The sequence below is a fragment of the Roseomonas sp. F4 genome (assembly GCF_053891155.1).
On record NZ_JBSSHK010000002.1, the window covers coordinates 170,887 to 188,013 of the forward strand.

The 17,127-nt window shown below is 70.4% G+C and carries 21 protein-coding genes; 15 read left to right on the top strand and 6 right to left on the bottom strand.

Annotated features, from left to right (window positions below):
• The first annotated feature begins 196 nt into the window (after nucleotides 1–196).
• From ACVFYP_RS08240 to ACVFYP_RS08280, 9 genes are all read left to right on the top strand, one after another.
• Nucleotides 197–727 carry a hypothetical protein gene (locus ACVFYP_RS08240; protein WP_499199681.1) on the top strand — a complete coding sequence of 177 codons (531 nt, stop codon included), beginning with the start codon at nucleotides 197–199 and terminating at the stop codon, nucleotides 725–727.
• Between the two features lie 51 nt (nucleotides 728–778).
• A complete protein-coding gene (locus ACVFYP_RS08245) occupies nucleotides 779–2,002 on the top strand; it encodes an LL-diaminopimelate aminotransferase (protein WP_499199682.1) in 1,224 nt (407 codons plus the stop codon).
• 14 nt (nucleotides 2,003–2,016) lie between these two features.
• A complete protein-coding gene (locus ACVFYP_RS08250; protein WP_499199683.1) occupies nucleotides 2,017–3,309 on the top strand; it encodes a homoserine dehydrogenase in 1,293 nt (430 codons plus the stop codon).
• Nucleotides 3,306–3,761 (top strand): hypothetical protein, encoded by a 456-nt coding sequence (locus ACVFYP_RS08255; RefSeq protein WP_499199684.1) that lies wholly within the window; start codon nucleotides 3,306–3,308, stop codon nucleotides 3,759–3,761. Before ACVFYP_RS08250 ends, ACVFYP_RS08255 begins: the two co-directional genes overlap by 4 nt.
• A 134-nt stretch (nucleotides 3,762–3,895) precedes the next feature.
• Nucleotides 3,896–4,900 (top strand): class II fructose-bisphosphatase, encoded by a 1,005-nt coding sequence (glpX, locus tag ACVFYP_RS08260; protein WP_499199685.1) that lies wholly within the window; start codon nucleotides 3,896–3,898, stop codon nucleotides 4,898–4,900.
• Entirely contained in the window at nucleotides 4,897–6,693 is a 1,797-nt protein-coding gene (gene recJ, locus ACVFYP_RS08265) for a single-stranded-DNA-specific exonuclease RecJ (RefSeq protein WP_499199686.1), read from the top strand. Before glpX ends, recJ begins: the two co-directional genes overlap by 4 nt.
• A 43-nt stretch (nucleotides 6,694–6,736) precedes the next feature.
• A complete protein-coding gene (locus ACVFYP_RS08270; protein WP_499199687.1) occupies nucleotides 6,737–7,036 on the top strand; it encodes a hypothetical protein in 300 nt (99 codons plus the stop codon).
• A gap of 32 nt (nucleotides 7,037–7,068) precedes the next feature.
• On the top strand, nucleotides 7,069–7,371 hold the full coding sequence (locus ACVFYP_RS08275) for a hypothetical protein (RefSeq protein WP_499199688.1): 303 nt from the start codon (nucleotides 7,069–7,071) through the stop codon (nucleotides 7,369–7,371).
• Nucleotides 7,372–7,676: 305 nt separating this feature from the next.
• Nucleotides 7,677–8,759, top strand: a complete 1,083-nt coding sequence (locus ACVFYP_RS08280; protein WP_499199689.1) for a hypothetical protein — start codon at nucleotides 7,677–7,679, stop codon at nucleotides 8,757–8,759.
• A gap of 73 nt (nucleotides 8,760–8,832) precedes the next feature.
• On the opposite strand, the gene ACVFYP_RS08285 is transcribed toward ACVFYP_RS08280, so the two are convergent.
• Together ACVFYP_RS08285 and ACVFYP_RS08290 are read right to left on the bottom strand one after the other, a co-directional pair.
• Nucleotides 8,833–9,330, bottom strand: a complete 498-nt coding sequence (locus tag ACVFYP_RS08285; RefSeq protein ID WP_499199690.1) for a hypothetical protein — start codon at nucleotides 9,328–9,330, stop codon at nucleotides 8,833–8,835.
• Nucleotides 9,331–9,488: 158 nt separating this feature from the next.
• Entirely contained in the window at nucleotides 9,489–10,526 is a 1,038-nt protein-coding gene (locus tag ACVFYP_RS08290; RefSeq protein WP_499199691.1) for an LLM class flavin-dependent oxidoreductase, read from the bottom strand.
• A 56-nt stretch (nucleotides 10,527–10,582) separates the two neighbouring features.
• Between ACVFYP_RS08290 and ACVFYP_RS08295 the strand changes: the two genes are divergently transcribed.
• Both ACVFYP_RS08295 and ACVFYP_RS08300 read left to right on the top strand, forming a co-directional pair.
• Nucleotides 10,583–11,053 (top strand): nucleoside deaminase, encoded by a 471-nt coding sequence (locus ACVFYP_RS08295; protein ID WP_499199692.1) that lies wholly within the window; start codon nucleotides 10,583–10,585, stop codon nucleotides 11,051–11,053.
• Nucleotides 11,054–11,131: 78 nt separating this feature from the next.
• Nucleotides 11,132–12,064, top strand: a complete 933-nt coding sequence (locus ACVFYP_RS08300) for a class I SAM-dependent methyltransferase (RefSeq protein ID WP_499199693.1) — start codon at nucleotides 11,132–11,134, stop codon at nucleotides 12,062–12,064.
• A gap of 222 nt (nucleotides 12,065–12,286) precedes the next feature.
• Here the strand turns inward: ACVFYP_RS08300 and ACVFYP_RS08305 are convergent, their stop codons facing one another.
• Nucleotides 12,287–13,588 carry a DUF445 domain-containing protein gene (locus ACVFYP_RS08305; RefSeq protein WP_499199694.1) on the bottom strand — a complete coding sequence of 434 codons (1,302 nt, stop codon included), beginning with the start codon at nucleotides 13,586–13,588 and terminating at the stop codon, nucleotides 12,287–12,289.
• 65 nt (nucleotides 13,589–13,653) lie between these two features.
• On the opposite strand from ACVFYP_RS08305, the gene ACVFYP_RS08310 reads away from it, so the two are divergent.
• From ACVFYP_RS08310 to ACVFYP_RS08320, 3 genes are read left to right on the top strand one after another with little or no spacing between them, the layout of a single operon-like run.
• Entirely contained in the window at nucleotides 13,654–13,788 is a 135-nt protein-coding gene (locus ACVFYP_RS08310) for a hypothetical protein (protein ID WP_499199695.1), read from the top strand.
• Nucleotides 13,785–14,534, top strand: a complete 750-nt coding sequence (locus tag ACVFYP_RS08315) for a metal ABC transporter ATP-binding protein (RefSeq protein WP_499199696.1) — start codon at nucleotides 13,785–13,787, stop codon at nucleotides 14,532–14,534. The genes ACVFYP_RS08310 and ACVFYP_RS08315 overlap by 4 nt, the downstream gene beginning before the upstream one ends.
• A 44-nt stretch (nucleotides 14,535–14,578) precedes the next feature.
• Nucleotides 14,579–15,403 (top strand): metal ABC transporter permease, encoded by an 825-nt coding sequence (locus ACVFYP_RS08320; protein WP_499199697.1) that lies wholly within the window; start codon nucleotides 14,579–14,581, stop codon nucleotides 15,401–15,403.
• Nucleotides 15,404–15,405: 2 nt separating this feature from the next.
• Here the strand turns inward: ACVFYP_RS08320 and ACVFYP_RS08325 are convergent, their stop codons facing one another.
• The 3 genes from ACVFYP_RS08325 to ACVFYP_RS08335 form a co-directional block, all read right to left on the bottom strand.
• Entirely contained in the window at nucleotides 15,406–15,630 is a 225-nt protein-coding gene (locus ACVFYP_RS08325; RefSeq protein WP_499199698.1) for a hypothetical protein, read from the bottom strand.
• Between the two features lie 62 nt (nucleotides 15,631–15,692).
• The gene (locus ACVFYP_RS08330) at nucleotides 15,693–16,136 is read right to left on the bottom strand and encodes a GNAT family N-acetyltransferase (protein WP_499199699.1); all 444 of its coding nucleotides are present in this window, start codon (nucleotides 16,134–16,136) and stop codon (nucleotides 15,693–15,695) included.
• Between the two features lie 2 nt (nucleotides 16,137–16,138).
• Nucleotides 16,139–16,627 carry a YqhA family protein gene (locus tag ACVFYP_RS08335; protein WP_499199700.1) on the bottom strand — a complete coding sequence of 163 codons (489 nt, stop codon included), beginning with the start codon at nucleotides 16,625–16,627 and terminating at the stop codon, nucleotides 16,139–16,141.
• Between the two features lie 68 nt (nucleotides 16,628–16,695).
• Between ACVFYP_RS08335 and ACVFYP_RS08340 the strand changes: the two genes are divergently transcribed.
• On the top strand, nucleotides 16,696–17,046 hold the full coding sequence (locus tag ACVFYP_RS08340) for a RidA family protein (protein ID WP_499199701.1): 351 nt from the start codon (nucleotides 16,696–16,698) through the stop codon (nucleotides 17,044–17,046).
• Nucleotides 17,047–17,127: the final 81 nt, after the last annotated feature.

Here is a 17,127-nt window from a genome sequence, read left to right on the forward strand (position 1 = left end):
CGGCCCGGCCGCTCGGGTGACTCTTCCCGCCGAAACCCGCCTTGGCGCTTTCGCCGGCGGGTGGTTCAGGGTAACCCCATGCGCAAGAGACTTGGCGCGAAGGATTTGGGAAGCCATGCACCCGCGCGTCGGACGCCACGGGAAACATTGTGAAGGTAGGGCCCGCGGCGCGAGCGATCAAGCGCGCGCGACCTTGATGCTGGGCGGCGCCCTGCTGCTGGCCGGCTGTTCCGGCGGCGTGCCGCAGGACCTGAAGCCCAGCTATTGGTGGCGCAATATCAGCGGCGGCTATCTGGACGGGCGCGAACCCCCGCCTGGCCGCGACGCGCCCTATCCCAACCTGTCCACCGTGCCGCCCCGCCCGACGGTGCCGGACGCCGCGGAGCGCGCCGCGCTGACCGCCGCCCTGGCCGCTGACCGCGAGGGTTCGCGCACGGAACGGGCGGCGGGCGCCGCCCCGGCGCCGGTGGGGGAGGGCATTCCCCAGCCGCCGACGCTGGCCGCCGTGCCGCCCGTGCGGCTCGATCCGGTGCCGCCGCCGGCGGCGCGGCAGACCCAGCCGGCCGTCGTGGCGCCGCAGGTGCCCGCCCCGGCGCCGACCCCCGCTCAGGCGCCGCCCGCGGTGACACCTCCACCGCTCTCCGGCCCGCCTTCGGCGCCTTCCGGCGATCTGCTGGCCCCGCCGCCGCCGCCCGGCGCCGATCTGCTGGCGCCTCGCCGGGACTGAACCCTTCCGCTATCCTGTTCTTCTTCACTCCACCCCACGGACCCGACGAAAATGACCGAGGAGTTCCACCGCATCCGGCGCCTGCCGCCTTACGTCTTTGCCGAGGTGAACTCGGCCAAGGCCAAGGCTCGCGCGGCCGCCGAGGACATCGTGGATCTCGGCATGGGCAATCCCGACAGCCCGACGCCGCCGCATATCGTGGCCAAGCTGGTCGAGGCGGTCGCCGATCCGCGCACCCATCGCTACAGTGCGTCCAAGGGCATTCCGGGCCTGCGCAAGGCGCTGGCCGGCTATTATGACCGCCGCTTCAACGTGAAGCTGGACCCGGAGACGGAGGTGGTCGCCACCCTCGGCTCGAAGGAAGGCCTGGCCAATCTCGCGGCCGCCATCACCAGCCCGGGCGACACCATCCTGGTGCCGAATCCCTCTTACCCGATCCACCAGTTCGGCTTCGTGCTGGCCGGTGCCTCCGTGCGCTCAATCCCGTGCACGCCGGATGATGCGATGCTGGAGGCGCTGGACCGCGCTGTGCGGCATTCCGTGCCGAAGCCCACCGCGCTGATCGTGAACTTCCCGTCCAATCCGACGGCAATGCTGGCCGACCTGTATTTCTACCGGAAGATCGTCGATTTCGCGCGCAAGCATGAGATCTTCATTCTCTCGGACCTCGCCTATGCCGAGATCTATTTCGGCAGCGCGGTGCCGCCTTCGATTCTGGAAGTGCCGGGGGCGAAGGATGTGGCGGTGGAATTCACCTCCATGTCCAAGACCTACAACATGCCGGGTTGGCGCATGGGCTTCGCCGCCGGCAATCCACGGCTGATCTCGGCGCTGACGCGGGTGAAGTCCTATCTGGACTACGGCGCCTTCGCGCCGATCCAGATCGCCGCCGCCGCCGCGCTGAACGGCCCGCAGGATTGCGTGCAGGAGATGCGCGACCTGTACCGCGAGCGCCGCGACGTGATGGTGAAGGGCCTGGCCTCGGCCGGCTGGCAAGTGCCGGTGCCGGAAAGCTCCATGTTCCTCTGGGCGCCGATTCCGGACCGCTTCAAGCATATGGGGTCGGTTGATTTCTCGAAGCTGCTGCTGGCCAAGGCGAAGGTCGCGGTCGCGCCGGGCATCGGCTTCGGCGAGCATGGCGATGGCCATGTCCGCATCGCGCTGGTGGAAAACAGCCAGCGCATCCGCCAGGCGATGCGGGGGATCAAGACCTTCCTCGCCGCCGACAATGCCGGCCCAGTGGAAAGCCCCATCGAGCACCCCGACGCCGCCTGATTGGATTTGAGAGAATGACCAAGCCGCTTTCCGTCGCGGTCGCCGGCCTCGGTACCGTTGGTGCCGGGGTGCTGACCCTGTTGCGTGACAATGCCGCGACGATCGCCGCGCGGGCCGGCCGGCCCATCGCCGTCACCGCCGTCTCCGCCCGCGACCGCACGCGGGATCGCGGCGTCTCGATCGCCGGGCTGCGCTGGTATGACGACCCGGTGGCGCTGGCCCATGATCCGAATGTGGATGTGGTGGTGGAGGCCATCGGCGGCACCGAAGGCCAGGCGGCCGATCTTGTCCGCGCCGCGCTGAAGGCCGGCAAGCCGGTGGTCACCGCCAACAAGGCGCTGCTCGCCATCCATGGCGCCGAACTCGCCGAGCTGGCGGAGGCCAAGGGCGTCGCTTTGTCCTATGAGGCGGCGGTGGCAGGCGGCATTCCCGCCATCAAGGCGCTGCGGGAAGGCCTGGCGGCGAATGACATCACCCGCGTGCTGGGCATCCTGAACGGCACCTGCAACTACATCCTGACCCAGATGCGCGAGCGCGGCATCGAATTCGCCCAGGCGCTGAGCGAGGCCCAGAAGCTGGGCTATGCCGAGGCCGACCCGGCCTTCGACGTGGATGGCATCGACGCCGCCCATAAGCTGGCGATCTTGGCGGCGCTCGCCTTCGGCCGCCCGGTCGATTTCGGCGCCGTGCATGTGGAGGGCATCCGCAGCATCTCCGCGCTGGACATCAAGCTGGCCGAGGAACTCGGCTACCGCATCAAGCTGCTCGGTATCGCCCGGCGCACGGAGGCGGGGATCGAGACGCGGATGCACCCCTGCATGGTGCCGGTGGCCCATCCCATCGCCCGCGTCGATGGCGTGTTCAACGCGGTGGTGGCGGAGGGTGATTTCGTCGGCCGCATCGTGCTGGAAGGCCGCGGCGCCGGTGCCGGGCCCACGGCCAGTGCCATCTGCGCCGATCTGATCGACATCGCCCGTGGCCGCACTACCCCGGTCTGGGGCGTCGCCACGCGGGACCTGTCGCAGGCGCCCTCCGTGCCGATGTCGAAGCGCGTCGGTGCCTATTACCTGCGGCTGATGGTGGTGGACCGCCCCGGCGTCATCGCCGATGTCACCGCCGCGCTGCGCGACCACCATATCAGCCTGGAATCCATGCTCCAGCGCGGCCGCGCGCCTGGGGAGGCGGTGCCGGTGGTGGTCACGACCCATGATTGCGAGGAGGCGCAGATGCGCGCCGCCATCGCCCGCATCGAGGCCTTCGAGGCGGTGGTGGAAGCGCCGGCGCTGATCCGGATCGAGACCTTGTGATAGCGCGCCGCGCCCTACCCCTTCTGGTTCCGTCAGCCCTGGCGCTGCTTGCCGGGCCGGCGCGCGCGCAGGCGCGTTTCGCGGGGGATTGGAGCGGCAGCTATGTCTGCGGCCAGGGCGTCACCGGCCTCCATCTGCGCCTGCGGGCGCGGGGGGATGGTGGGCTGGTCGGGTTGTTCCATTTCCACCCGCTGCCGGACAATCCGGTGGCGGCGGAAGGCTGCTTCGAGGTGGCAGGCCAGCCGCGCGGCGATGCCGTGACCCTGTCCGCCGGCACCTGGCTGCTGCGCCCGGAGAATTACGTGACCGTGGACCTGGAGGCCCGGCTGGGCAAGGACGGGACGCTGTCCGGCCAAGTCGAGGGGCCGGGCTGCGACCGTTTCACGCTGCGCCGCGTCGCCGGGTCCCAGCTGCCCCCCGCGGCCTGCGGCACGGTCGTCTCCGCATATTGAAGCGGTCCACGCCCCGTTTTCGGCGCCCCTCTTTTCGGCGCGCCTTGATCGGGGCAACAAGCCATCATGGCGTGCGCGCTGTCTGCGGCGGCGCGCACCGCACCACCCTGCCGCACTGATCCGGAGGATTTTCCGTGGCTGACAACGAACGCCAGGTCCATGTGGACCGCAACCTCGCCCTGGAACTGGTGCGGGTGACGGAGGCGGCGGGCCTCGCCGCCAGCCGCTGGATGGGCCGGGGCGACAAGAACGCCGCCGATGGCGCCGCCGTGGAAGCCATGCGCCGCGCCTTCGACACCGTCGCCATCTCCGGCACCGTGGTGATCGGCGAGGGCGAGATGGACGAGGCGCCGATGCTCTATATCGGCGAGAAGGTCGGCCTCTATGCCAAGGCCGGCGGCGGGCCGGAGGTCGATATCGCCGTCGATCCGCTCGAAGGCACCACCATCACCGCCAAGGGCGGCCCCAACGCCATGGCCTGCGTGGCGCTGGCCCAGAAGGGCGGCTTCCTGCACGCGCCGGATGTCTACATGGACAAGATCGCGGTCGGCCCCGGCCTGCCGGACGGCGTGGTGCATATCGATGCCTCGGTGGAGGAGAACCTGGCCAATCTGGCGAAGGCCAAGGGCCGCAGCGTCAACGACCTGGTCGTCTGCCTGCTGGACCGTGACCGGCACAAGGAGATCGTGAAGCGCTGCCGCGCCGCCGGCGCCCGCATCATGATGATCCCGGATGGCGACGTTTCGGGCGTGGTCGCGGTGTCCCAGCTTGATACCGGTGTGGACATCTATCTCGGCAGCGGTGGCGCGCCGGAAGGCGTGCTGGCGGCCGCCGCGCTGCGCTGCATCGGCGGGCAGATGCAGGGCCGTCTGATGTTCGAGAATGAGGAGCAGGTGACCCGCGCCCGGGACATGGGCATCAGCGATCCGAACCGCGTCTATTCCATGACCGACATGGCCAAGGGCGATGTGATGTTCGCCGCGACCGGCGTGACCACCGGCCCGATGCTGCGCGGCGTGCGCGATTTCGGGAAGGGCGCCATCACCCATTCCATCGTCATGCGCTCCAAGTCCGGTACCGTCCGCTATGTGGAAGGTCACCACAACTTCGCGCTGAAGCCCGCGGCCTTCGCCGGTTGAACGACTCGGCTGCCTTTCCGGCCCCGCCCGGCGCGGAGGTGGCGCTGGGCGTCGCCCGCAGCGCGCTTGGGCGGCGCTGGATCTGGCGGCAGGGGGATGCGCGGGTGGGCCTCGGCATCGCCCAGCGCCTGGCGCTGCCGGAGCTGGTCGGGCGGCTGCTGGCGGCGCGCGGCGTGGGCGTGGAAGCGGCGGCCGATTTTCTGGAGCCGACACTCCGCGCGCTGATGCCCGATCCTTCCACCCTGCGGGACATGGACGCCGCCGCGGCGCGGCTGGCGGACGCCGCGCAGGCGGGCGAATGCGTGGCGGTGTTCGGCGATTATGACGTGGATGGCGCCTGTTCCGGCGCGCTGACCGTGCGCCTGCTGCGGGAGTTGGGCTGCCGCGTCACCCATTACGTGCCGGACCGGCTGAATGAGGGCTACGGCCCGAACCCCGCCGCCATCGCCACGCTCTGCGACCGCGGCGCCACGCTGATCGTCACCGTCGATTGCGGCATCGCGGCGGAGGTGGCGCTGGCCGCCGCCCGGGGCCGCGCCGATGTGGTGATCCTGGACCACCACAAGGCGGAGGGGCCGGTGCCGGTGGTGCGGGCCGCGGTCAATCCGAACCGGCTGGATTGCACCAGCGGCCTCGGCCATCTCTGCGCCGCCGGCGTCGCCTTCCTGGCCGGCGTCGCCACGGTGCGGGAACTGCGCCGCCGCGGCGCCTTCGCCACCCGGCCGGAACCCCGGCTGCTGGATCTGCTGGACCTCGTGGCGCTGGCCACCGTCTGCGACGTGATGCCGCTGACCGGGCTGAACCGGGCGCTGGTTGCCCAGGGGCTGAAGGTGATGGGCAAGCGCGGCCATGCCGGCATCGCCGCGCTGCTGGAGGTGGCCTTGGCCAAGGATGCGCCCACCGCCCATACGCTCGGCTTCCTGCTCGGCCCGCGCATCAACGCCTCCGGCCGCATCGATGAGTCGGACCTCGGCCTGCGGCTGCTGCTGGAGGATGACCCGATCGAGGCCCGCGCCATGGCGGAGCGGCTGGATGCGGTGAACAAGCGGCGGCAGGAGGTGGAGGCCGATGTGCTGACCGCCGCTATGGCCGAGGCCGAGCGCCAGGCGCAGCGCGGCCATCCGGTGCTGCTGGTGGTGGGGCAGGGCTGGCATCCCGGCGTGGTCGGCATCGTCGCCGGCCGCATGAAGGAAAAATACAACCGCCCGGCCTGCGTCGCCGGCCTGTCGGAGGGGCTGGCCAAGGGGTCCGGCCGCTCCGTCGCCGGGGTCGATCTCGGCGCGGCCATCATCGCGGCGCGGCAGGCCGGGCTGCTGAAAACGGGCGGCGGCCATGCCATGGCGGCCGGCTTCTCCTTCCCCGCGGAGAAGGAGGGCGAATTCCACGCCTTCCTCGATGAACGCCTGGCGCATGCGGCGAACCTGCCCGGCGCGGCGGATCTGGCGGTGGAGGGCGCGCTGACCGTGGCCGGGGCGACGGTGGAGGTGGCCAGCCAGATCACCCGCCTCGCCCCCTTCGGCGCCGGGAATGAGGAGCCGGTCTTCGTGCTGTCCCGCGCCCGTGTGGTCCGCGCCGACCGCGTCGGCAAGGAAGGCGGCACGATCCGCGCCTTCCTGGAAGGGGAGGGCGGCGGCGGCCGGCTGAAGGCGATCTGCTTCCGCGCCAAGGAAGGGCCGCTGGCCGCGGCCCTGCTGGGCGGCGGGACGCTGCATCTGGCCGGGCATCTGCGGGCGGAAAGCTGGAATGACAGCGTGACCGCCGGCTTCCATGTGGTGGATGCCGCGCCGGTCTGATCGGCCCTTGAACCGCGGGGGCGGACGGGCAACATCATGGGTCATGGAACCGCATCGCCCCCCGCCCGTCCTGGACATGACGCCCGACGGGGAATTCCGGCAGCCGCCGACCCCGCCGCAGCCGGGCATGCTGGATCGCGTCCTGGCGCGTGTCGGCGGCGTGGCCCTGCTGGTGGCCCTGGTCGCGGGCGGGCTGGTGCTGGCCTCGCTGGCCGTGGTCTTCGTCGGGCTGATCCTGCCGGTGCTGCTGGTGGCCGGGCTGATCGGCGCCGGCTCCATCTGGTGGCGCCTGCGCCGCGCCCGGCAGCAGGGCCGGCCGGTCTTCGTGGTGATGCGCCGCTGAGCACGCCGCCCGAGCCGCCCTTCCGGGTGGCGATGGACCGACTTTACGACGTCTCCCCCCGTGGCGCCGCCTGGACCGAGGGCGACCCGGCCGAAGCCGCCGCAAGGCTGCGGCGGATGCGCTGGCTTTTTGGCATCGGACTATTGGTGAACGGTGGGACCTGGACCGCCGCCGGCGCCGCGCTGGCCCTGGGTGGGCCGCGCTGGGGCGCGGGGTTCGGGCTTCTGGCGGTGCTCACGGCGCCGCTGCTGGGGCTGCCGGCCATCGCGGAAGTGGCGGCCCGGCGACGCGCTCGGCGGGTGCATCGGCGCCGCCCGGCTTATTTTCCGCGCTAGACCATGATCCGTAAACACGGATTATGGCCCAGCCTTCCCCGTGGGGGTGATTCACCGCCGCGGCGACTCCGCCTTCGCGGATCACGCTCCAGGGCCAGATCCAGGGCGCCTCGTCGCGCGAACTCGCCGTCGAAGGACATGCCTTTGCCTGGTCGGGACGCGCCCGAGCTTCACCGAAATAACGTTATTGGCTGAACAAGCATGTTAGCTTGAGGTGCGTAATGAACTCGTGAGAGGGCCTGCGGGTGACCGAACACGCTAGGTTGGGCCGACGAGCGATCCTGAGCAGCCTTGCGAGTTCGTCCATGACCGCCTCCTGCGGGCGGGCCGCGCCTCCGCCTGGCGCCTCCGCCCTTGCGCTGGGCACCATCGCCCTCTCGCCCGATGGCGAGACCGCCGCCTTCCAGTTCTGGGTGCCCGGACGGGCGGGGCACGGCGGGATGGGAAGCGCCTCAGGCCTGGGTCTTTACCAGTGGCGCAGCGGTGCGCTGCTTCGCATTCCCAACCCGCCCGGCCTGCAACTCGGTTACCCGACCTTCACCGACGACGGCCGCCGCCTCGTCTGTCTGCACGGCGTCTTCGCCGCGCGGGACTACTGGGAGGGCGTCTCCGCGATCGACCTGCCCGGGCTGGCGCACCGCGTCCTGGTTCCGCGGTCGGAGGCACCGGCATCGCGCCAGATCCAGGATGTCGCGGTGCAACCCGGCACGGGGGCGCTGCTCTGCTCCGTCCTGCCCGCGACGGGTACGGCGGAGTTGCTGCTCTGGCCGGCGGCGGGGGGCGGCTGGGGCGACGGCGCCGGGCCTCGCACCGTGGTGCCGGCCCCCGAGTTGCATCTCTACGTCGACAGCCTCGCCTTCGTTGGTCCGGAGGAGGTGCTGTTCCAGGGATTGAGCGCCAGGAATCCCGCCCTGGTGGGACAGCTGGAAGCGATCGGACTAGCCTTTACCAACACGGCAATCTGGCGGGTGCGCTTCGGCGGCCGGCCGGAGCTGTTCTTCCCAAGAACAGCCGCGGAGGTTTTCCCACCCGGACACTGGAGCCAGACCGGCAGCGCGTCCGGCGTCGCGGCCTCTCGCGGCGGGTCAGTGGTGCTGACGGTCGGGAGGTCGCGCGAGCGGCCCACCGGGCCGCGCGGGGAGTTCCTCTACGAGGTGCTGCGGGTGCGGCCCGACGGGCGGGCCGAGGCGGTGACGCGGCTGCTGGGCGTCATGAACCGGGTGGCGGTGTCGGCGGATGGCCGCGTGGCGGGCTTCCTGGAGGACACGCGGCGAACCCGCGATCCCAGGGCCTACGACCTGTGGACGCTCGATCTTGGAAGCGGCGATGCCCGCGCGACCGGGCTGCGGGCGCGCCTGGCGAGCGATCCGGCGTTCGCCGCCGCCTGAAGGCCGCCGAAAACGACAGCACTGAGATGGACGGAGTCACCAGCCAAGGCGGTATAGCTGGGCCAGACGCTGGCTAAGGCGTGGCCGCCGCATAGGGGTCGGCCCAGGCGAGGATGACGTTGTCGCCGTAATTGTAGTGGTCGATCTCCCGATCCACGAAGCGGCCGGTGCGTTTGCCGTCCATCCCGGGATAGGGAAAGTAGGGCTCCATCGCCCAGACCCGGCCGGGCCCGTTCGGCCAGATGACATTCATATGCGCGAAGCCGGTAAAATGCTTGAAGGCGATGCAGACCGGCGTCGGGCCGATCGGCAGCCGGTCCAGCGTCGCATAGGGCGTGGCGAAGACGGTGGTGCCCATTTTCAGCCGTTTGTCGTTGCGCCAGGCATTCACCAGGTATTCGGGCTTCATGGCGCCGTTGTCGTCGGTGCTGCGCCAGTAGATCTCGATGATCTCCCGCTGCGTCCAACTCGGCCGGCCATCGCCGACCGCCTTGAGCCACCAGGCGAGGCTGGCGGCCCAGCAGGAATTGCCGTGGAGCTGGCCGATGCTGGGTGTGTTGCGATAGCTCATGGGAACATCCCCGACCGGTCGGGATGGACCGGTGGTGGGATGTTTGTGCCGCGCTTGCGTGGCCGCAATCCGCCGGCAGCGCGCGGTGAAGCCGCGCGAAACAGGGACCTTCAGGCGCGTGGCGCGCGAAACATTGTTCCGCGCCACGGGCCGCCAGGTCAGGCGGCTTCGGCCCTTTGCAGCGCGGTGACCGCCTCCGCCAGCAGCCGGAATGACTCCTGGCGCGCCTTCGGGTCGTGGCAGGGCGTAAGGACGGCGACTTCCTCCACACCATGCGCCTCCGCCAGCGCGACGAGGCGGGTCGCCACCTGTTCGGGGGCGCCGACCAAGGCGCGGGCGCGCATGCGCTCGATCTTCGCCGCCTCCTCCGCCGTCAGGGGATAGGCCTCGGCCTCCTCCAGGCTCGGCAGGGGCGGGTAGATTCCGCGGTCGCGGGACAGGCGCCAGATGGCGCGGGATTTGAAGTGGCGAAAGGCCTCGGCCTCCGTCGCAGCCGTCAGGGCGAAGACGGCGACCACGCCCTGCGGCTTGGCCAACCGGCCCGCGACCCCGGGATGCGGCCGAAAACCCTCGCGGTACAGCGCCATCGCCTCCTCGCTGCCACGCCCATCGGTGATGAAATGGGCAAAACAGTAGGGCAGGCCGAAATAGGCGGCGAGCTGGGCGCCGAAATCGGAACTGCCCAGAATCCAAACCTCCGGCCGCGTCGGAATCGCCGGATTGGCGGCGACCATGCGGAAGGGGTGGCTTTCCGGCAGCCCGTCGCCGAGCCAGCCCATCAGATCCTGCACCTGCTGCGGAAAGCGGTCCCCCGCCTGGGCCGCGTCCGGGTTCAGCGCATAGGCGGTGCGACCATCCGAGCCGGGGGCGCGGCCGACGCCGAGGTCAATGCGCCCAGGCGCGATCGCCTCCAGCACACGGAACTGCTCGGCCACCTTCAGCGCGGCATAATGCGGCAGCATCACCCCGGCGGTGCCGATGCGGATGCGCTGGGTGGTGGCGGCGATGGCGGCCACCAGGATTTCGGGGGCGGTGCCGGCGTGGGAGGCGCTGTTGTGGTGCTCCGCCAGCCAGTAACGGCGATAGCCCCATTGGTCCGCGAGCTTCGCCAGGGCCAGCGTTTCCCGGATCGCATCATCGGCACCGCGGCCGGAGGCGATGGTCGATTGGTCGAGAATGGACAGCGCAAGCGGCATCGGGGACCCTCCGGGGTGCAAGGTGGGGCCTATGCCCCCGCACGTCGAGGTGGCCGATGACCGATGAGGATTTCATGCGCTACGCCATCGCCTTGTCCCGCCGCGGCATGGCGGGCGGCGCGGGTGGGCCCTTCGGCGCCGTGGTGGTGCTGAAGGGCAGGGTGGTGGCGGAGGGCTGGAACCAGGTGACCTCAACCCTCGACCCCACCGCCCATGCCGAGATCGTCGCCATCCGCCGCGCCTGCACGGCGCTGGGCCGCTTCGATCTGTGCGGCGCGACGGTCTTCACCAGCTGCGAGCCCTGCCCGATGTGCCTGGCCGCGCTGTACTGGTCGCGTTGCGATCGCGTGGTCTATGCGAATGACCGCCAGCAGGCCGCCGCGATCGGCTTCGACGATGAATTTCTCTACCAGGAAGTGCCGAAGCCGATTGAGGCGCGCAGCCTGCCGATGCAGCGACTGTTGGGGGCGGAGGCGCTGACGGTGTTTGAGGAATGGGCGGGGAAGGCGGACAGGGTGGCCTATTGAGGCGGCAATGGGCGACCCTGCGATGAATCAGACGGAAGATGGCGACTTGAAATGAATGTCTCCGCAGGCGTGAAGCGGGTGTTCCGCGACGTGACGGGTGCGAGCGCGCGCGAGGCACGGGGTTGGCTTCTGATGCGCGAGTCACGGATCAAGGCGCTGGAGGAGCTGGTCCGTCTGCGTGAGATGACCGTCAAGAATGCAGAGGCGGCGACCCGGGAGATCGAGGACGACTACGCGATCAAGCTCGAACAGCGGGAGGATACGGTCCGGGACCGCGAGGCGCGTATCCGCGACCTTGAGGACCGCGTCGTGATCCTGGAGAGAAGGACGCGCGAGCTCTACGCCGGCATGCCGCAGGTGGAGGTAGATTTCGACGGCTTCTCAAAGGCCGCGCCGCAGGACCGGGCACTGATGGCCTGGCAGGCGGCCGATGGGTGGTGCAGCCGCGAAAAGGCACTCTGGCTGGCGCATCTCGCGGAAAGCCGGCGCGTGACGCGGGCGCTGGAAATCGGGGTGTATGGCGGCAAGTCGCTTCTGCCGATCGCGGCGGTGATTTCCGCCTGGGATGGGGTGACGTTCGGCGTCGAGCCCTGGTCGCGCGACGTCGCCGTCGCCGAGCCGACCACCGGGACCAATGACGACTACTGGAGCAGGCTCGACTTCGATCTGGTCAAGGCCCGCTTCCACGTCGCCGGACTCAGGCTTGGCCTGATGCCGCATATCCGGATGCTGGAGATACCCTCCGACCAGGCGCGTCTCGCCTTGGCCGGCCAAGGCTTCGATCTGATCCATCTCGACGGCTCGCACGCGCCTGGCCAGGCGCTGCGCGACATCATCGGCTGGTCGGCCCTGCTGAGCGAATCCGGCGTTCTGGTGGTGGACGATATCGACTGGCCCTCCCTCGCGGAGGGGCGCGCCTATCTCGCCCGGAACTTCCTGGTGCTCGACGAGGTCCGTGAGGCGGACGGCGTTTCCTATGGCGCCTATCTGCTACGCCACAGGCCCGCCTGACCTCAATGCGCCTTCGACAGGCGCCGCATCACCGCGAGATACATGCTGTCGATCAGCGCCAGCAGCGGGTCGCGGGAGAGCAGGGGCTGCGGGGCGGGGGTGGCGTTGCGGTTCGGCATGGGTCGTTTTCCTCACTGGATGACGACCTCAGGCTGCGCCCCAATCCATTCCAAAAAACTAAACTGAACGCGATTTCATGAGATGGATCGCGCGGCGCGTGACCTACCCCGCCACCCGCCCAAAGACCGCCGTCAGCGCCGCATAGAGCGCCCCGCCCACCAGGAAGCCCACCAGAGTCCCGTTCATACGCACATATTGCAGGTCCTTGCCGACCCGCAGCTCGATCTTCTCCGTCACCGTCGCCGTGTCCCAGTTTCGCACCACGCCGGCGATGAAGTCCGAAAGCTGATTCCGGGCGCGCGGCAGCAGGGCGATCAAAGCGCGTTCGGCGCCCTTGTTCAGGCGGTCCCGCGCCGCCGGGTCCTCGGCCAACATGGTGCCCAGATTGCCGAGCGCCGCTTGCAGCGCGTGCACCGTGCGGCCGTTCGGATTGGTGGCATCGGCCTCCAGCGACGCGCGCAGCCGGCCCCAGATGTCGGAGAGCCAGGCGGCGACGGTGGGGTGGGACAAGGCCTCCCGCAGCGCACGGCCCACGGCGGCGGCGCGTTCGGGGTCGGTTTCCAGCCGGGTGATCTCGGCGCGGATCCAGGTTTCGAAGGCCGCGCGCAGGTCGGAATCGCCGGGCTGCACGCGATCCAACTCGGCATTGAGGGCGGAGAGAACGCGGCGCGCGATGCCCGCGCCGGCGATCCAGCCGACCAGCGCGCCGCCTTCCGCCCGCACCCTTGCGGCGATGGCGGTCTGCAACTGGTCTTCCTTCGCCACCAGCACCGTCTTGAGCTGGCCGATGGCAAGGTCGAAGACTTCCTGATGCCGGCCGCCCTCGATCAGCGCGGTCAGGGCACGGGCCAGCACCCGGGCAGCGCCGGGGCCGCCGGCGATGCGCGGCAGCAGCCGGCCCAGCAGGCGGCGGGCGCGGCCATCCTCCAGGCTCGCCAGGATGCGCGGCAGGGCCTTGGCCAGCGCCCCGGCGGCGGGCTGCACCGCGGCGGGGTCGGAGAAGAAATCCCCCAGCACGCGCGCCAGGTCCACCTTGGACAGAACGCGGGCGACCTCGGCTTCGGTGAAGACGTGGTTGGCCACGAAGCGGCCGAGTCCGGCGCCCAGCCTTTCCTTCTGGCGGGGAATGATGGCGGTGTGCGGGATGGGCAGGCCGAGCGGATGCCGGAACAGCGCCGTCACCGCGAACCAGTCGGCGATGCCGCCGACCACGCCGGCCTTGGCGGCGGCCTGCAACAGGTCGGTGGCGTAGCTGGGCGGCAGGGCGTAGCTGCCCAGCAACAGCCCCCCCATGCCGGCCAAAAGGCCGGTGGCGGCGGCGCGATGCCGGCGCAGCGCCAGGCGCAGGGGGGCCTCCGGATCGACGGAGGGAAGGGAAGCGGAGGGCGGGGGGCTGTCCTGCATCGCATGCGCAGGTAGTCCGCCGCGGGGCCTTTGCCCAGGACCCCTGTGAACGTTATAAGGTAACCATGAACCCTCCTTCGTCCGGCCTGTCCCTGACCGATCCGCTTGCCCTGTCGGCCGGGGTCGGGGCGCGCCTGCTGCTGGCGGCCCTGGTGCTGGCAGGGCTTTGGGCGGCCGTGGCCTGGGCGATGGCAGCATGAGCGGCACCTTGCCGCGCGGGCCGGCGGTCGACCTGGCCAACCTCACCGCGACGCATCAGCGTCATCCGGCGGTGCATCACGTCTCCGCGCATTTCGCTGCCGGGTCGCTGGCGGCCATCGTCGGGCCGAATGGTGCCGGCAAGACCACCCTGCTGCGCAGCATCGCCGGGCTGCACCGGGTGGATGAGGGACGGGTCACCATGTCCGGCCACAAGCCGCGCGTGGCGCTGCTGCCGCAGCAATCCGGCATGGACCGCGCCTTTCCGATCCTTTGCCTCGATGTGGTGCTGCAAGGTCTTTGGTCCCGCCTCGGCGCCTTCCGGGGCGCCAGCGTGGCGGACCGGGACCGGGCGCAACATGCGCTGGAGGCGGTGGGGCTGGGCGGCTTCGCGCGGCGCCCGGTCGGCGCCATGTCCGCCGGCCAGTTCCAGCGCCTGCTGTTTGCGCGCCTGCTGGTGCAGGATGCGGACCTGATCCTGCTGGACGAGCCCTTCAACGCCGTCGATGCCCGCACCGCCGCCGACCTGCTGGCCGTGCTGCGCCGCTGGCATGGGGAAGGCCGCACGGTGCTCGCCGTGCTGCACGACCTGGATCTGGTCGAGCGCGAATTCCCCGACTGCCTGCTTCTGGCGCGGGAGGCGATTGCCTGCGGCCCAACGGCCGAGGTGCTCTCCGCCCATAACCGCCTGCGGGCCCGGATGATGGCCGAGGCCTGGGACGAATCCGCCCCCGCCTGCGCGGCCTAGCGCCGGTGGATTTCCTGTTCGGCCCGTTTCTGGAATTCGGCTTCATGCGCCGCGCCTTGGTGGGCTGCCTGGCGCTGGCCGTGGCGGCGCCGCTGCTCGGCGTCTTTCTCATGTTGCGGCGAACCAGCCTGACGGCGGAGGTACTGGCGCATGGCGTCACCCCCGGCATCGCCGCGGGCTTTCTCATCGCCGGGCTCTCGGTGCCGGCCATGTCGATCGGCGGGCTGGTGGCGGGGCTGCTGGTGGCCGTTGGCGCCGGCGCGCTGTCCCGTGCCACGGGGGGTCGGGAGGATGCGGCGCTGACGGCGCTGTACCTGATCGCCCTCGCGCTGGGCGTCACCCTGGTGTCGCTGCGCGGCAGCACCTCCGACCTCACCCATCTTCTGTTCGGCCAGGTGCTGGGGGTGGATGACCCTGCGCTGCTGATGATGGCCGGCGTCGCCACCCTGACCCTGCCGGTGCTGGCGCTCGCCTGGCGGCCGCTGGCGCTGGAATGCTTCGACCCCGGCTTCGCTCAGGCGGAGGGTGTGCGCGGCGGGCTGTGGCACGCCTTGTTCCTGGTGCTGGTGGTGCTGAACGTGCTGGCGGCCTTCCAGGCCATGGGCACGCTGATGGCGGTGGGGCTGATGATGCTGCCGGCCGTCGCCTCCCGCCACTGGGCGCGGGAATTGTCGGGCATGGCCTATGCGGCGGTGGCGATCGCCGTGCTGTCGGCGGTCTTCGGCCTGCTGGCCAGCTACCATCTGGACCTGCCCTCGGGCCCCGCCATCGTGCTGACGGCGGGCGTGCTCTGGGCCGTGTCGGTCATCGCCGGGCCGGTGGATGGGCTTCTGGCGCGCTGGGTGCGCCGGCCGCATCTGGCCGGCTGAGGTCAGCCTTCGCCCATGGCGTCGCCCAGCGCCGCGTCGCGCTGCTGTTGCAGGTAGGCGGCCATCTGGTCGGCGACGGACCCCGGGCTCGTGGCCTCCGGATGCTCGCGGGCCAGCCTGTCACGGATGTCCTGCAGGGGGTTGGACAGCCAGCCATAGCCGCCGGTCACGGCGGACAGCTCCGCCTCCGGCAGGGGGCGAGGGGCGGATAAGGGCTTTTCGGACATGTCGCTTCTCCTGAGGCGCCAGGCCCAGGATGCGACGGGGCGGTTAATCCTTTGACTGCTTCTCAGGCCCGCCTGACCTCGAAGAAGGTCTTGGCATTCCGCGTGAAGCCGGCCGTTTCGTAGAAGCGCAGTGTGGATTCCTGGTGGGACCCGCTGGCGAGGCCCACCTTGTAGCAATTCGCCGCCCAGGCAGCCTCCAGCGCCGCCGCCAGCACCGCCTGGCCAAGCCCTTCGCGGCGATGCGCCGCATGGGTCACCACATTCTCGATCACCGCATAGGGCCTTGCGCCGACCGTGAGGTTCGGGACGCGGATCAGGGTGCAAGAGGCGACGATCTGATCCTCCCGCTCCGCCACGATCACGCTGATGAGGGGGGAGGCCAGCATCTCGCCCCAGGCGGCTTCCGCCCGCGCCGGGTCCGGGGTGGGGTCGCCCGGGTTGAGGTGCGGATAGAGCGCCAGCAGGCCGGGCAGGTCCTCCGGCCTCGCGGTTCGGATCGCGGTCATCGCTACTTCTTCGTCAGCCGGTCCAGCACGCCCAGCGCCACCGCGCCGGCGACGAACATCCCATGGATCGCCAGCCCCCACATCACGGAACGGTCGTCGTAATTGGTCACCTCCATGAAGATTTGCAGCAGATGGATAGAGGAGATGGCGATCAGGGCGGAGGCGAGTTTGATCTTCAGATTGCCGGGGTCGATGTTGGCGACCCAGCTCACCCCCTCCGCATCCTCATGCTTGCCCAGCCGGGAGACCAGGCTGTCGTAGGAGGAGATCATCACCGTCACGACGAGGGAGGCGACCAGCGCCGAATCCAGCAAGTGCAGCAGGTCCAGAAGCTGGCGGTTGTCCGATCCGGTCAGGGCGTTGCCGGCGAATTTCCAGAGTTTCGCCAGGAAGCCCAGCGCATAGATCGCCAGCGCCACCGCCAGACCGAGAAAGAACACCACCAGCAGGTGCCGGCTGGCGAGGACGGCTTTGTCGATCATCCGCTGCATGGCACGCTCCGCTGACCGGTGGGGGATGTGCCCTGCGCCGTGTCGTTTTGAAAGGGGAAGACATCGGGATGATCCGGCGAATTGCGGAGGAGCAGCGCCTGTCGGGCGCCGTGATGGGTGGCGGCATCATCTGGCTGGCCGGCCAGGTGGCCGATGACCCGACGCTGGATGCGGAGGGCCAGACCGCCGATATCCTGGCGCAGATCGACGCGCTGCTGGCCGAGGCCGGCACCGACAAGCGCGCATTGATGAGCGTGACCATCGTGCTGGCCGATATCCGCGACGCGCCCGCCATGAACCGCGCCTGGGATGCCTGGCTCGACCCCGGCGCCAAGCCGGCCCGCATGACCATCGAGGCGGCGCTGGTCGATCCGCGCTGGAAGGTGGAGATCACCGGGGTGGCGCTCGCGCCGGCGTGATGCCCCCCTCGACCGCGGGCACCGGGCCGGGCAAATTCATGCCCGGCCATGGCGCCGCCCGGGCTTGGCCGCGGGGCTGCC

Coding starts and splice junctions, on each gene's coding strand:
- ACVFYP_RS08240 (WP_499199681.1), top strand. CDS start 197: ATGCTGGGCGGCGCCCTGCTGCTGGCCGGCTGTTCCGGCGGCGTGCCG.
- ACVFYP_RS08245 (WP_499199682.1), top strand. CDS start 779: ATGACCGAGGAGTTCCACCGCATCCGGCGCCTGCCGCCTTACGTCTTT.
- ACVFYP_RS08250 (WP_499199683.1), top strand. CDS start 2,017: ATGACCAAGCCGCTTTCCGTCGCGGTCGCCGGCCTCGGTACCGTTGGT.
- ACVFYP_RS08270 (WP_499199687.1), top strand. CDS start 6,737: ATGGAACCGCATCGCCCCCCGCCCGTCCTGGACATGACGCCCGACGGG.
- ACVFYP_RS08275 (WP_499199688.1), top strand. CDS start 7,069: ATGGACCGACTTTACGACGTCTCCCCCCGTGGCGCCGCCTGGACCGAG.
- ACVFYP_RS08280 (WP_499199689.1), top strand. CDS start 7,677: ATGACCGCCTCCTGCGGGCGGGCCGCGCCTCCGCCTGGCGCCTCCGCC.
- ACVFYP_RS08285 (WP_499199690.1), bottom strand. CDS start 9,330: ATGAGCTATCGCAACACACCCAGCATCGGCCAGCTCCACGGCAATTCC.
- ACVFYP_RS08290 (WP_499199691.1), bottom strand. CDS start 10,526: ATGCCGCTTGCGCTGTCCATTCTCGACCAATCGACCATCGCCTCCGGC.
- ACVFYP_RS08295 (WP_499199692.1), top strand. CDS start 10,583: ATGACCGATGAGGATTTCATGCGCTACGCCATCGCCTTGTCCCGCCGC.
- ACVFYP_RS08305 (WP_499199694.1), bottom strand. CDS start 13,588: ATGCAGGACAGCCCCCCGCCCTCCGCTTCCCTTCCCTCCGTCGATCCG.
- ACVFYP_RS08310 (WP_499199695.1), top strand. CDS start 13,654: ATGAACCCTCCTTCGTCCGGCCTGTCCCTGACCGATCCGCTTGCCCTG.
- ACVFYP_RS08315 (WP_499199696.1), top strand. CDS start 13,785: ATGAGCGGCACCTTGCCGCGCGGGCCGGCGGTCGACCTGGCCAACCTC.
- ACVFYP_RS08320 (WP_499199697.1), top strand. CDS start 14,579: ATGCGCCGCGCCTTGGTGGGCTGCCTGGCGCTGGCCGTGGCGGCGCCG.
- ACVFYP_RS08325 (WP_499199698.1), bottom strand. CDS start 15,630: ATGTCCGAAAAGCCCTTATCCGCCCCTCGCCCCCTGCCGGAGGCGGAG.
- ACVFYP_RS08330 (WP_499199699.1), bottom strand. CDS start 16,136: ATGACCGCGATCCGAACCGCGAGGCCGGAGGACCTGCCCGGCCTGCTG.
- ACVFYP_RS08335 (WP_499199700.1), bottom strand. CDS start 16,627: ATGCAGCGGATGATCGACAAAGCCGTCCTCGCCAGCCGGCACCTGCTG.
- ACVFYP_RS08340 (WP_499199701.1), top strand. CDS start 16,696: ATGATCCGGCGAATTGCGGAGGAGCAGCGCCTGTCGGGCGCCGTGATG.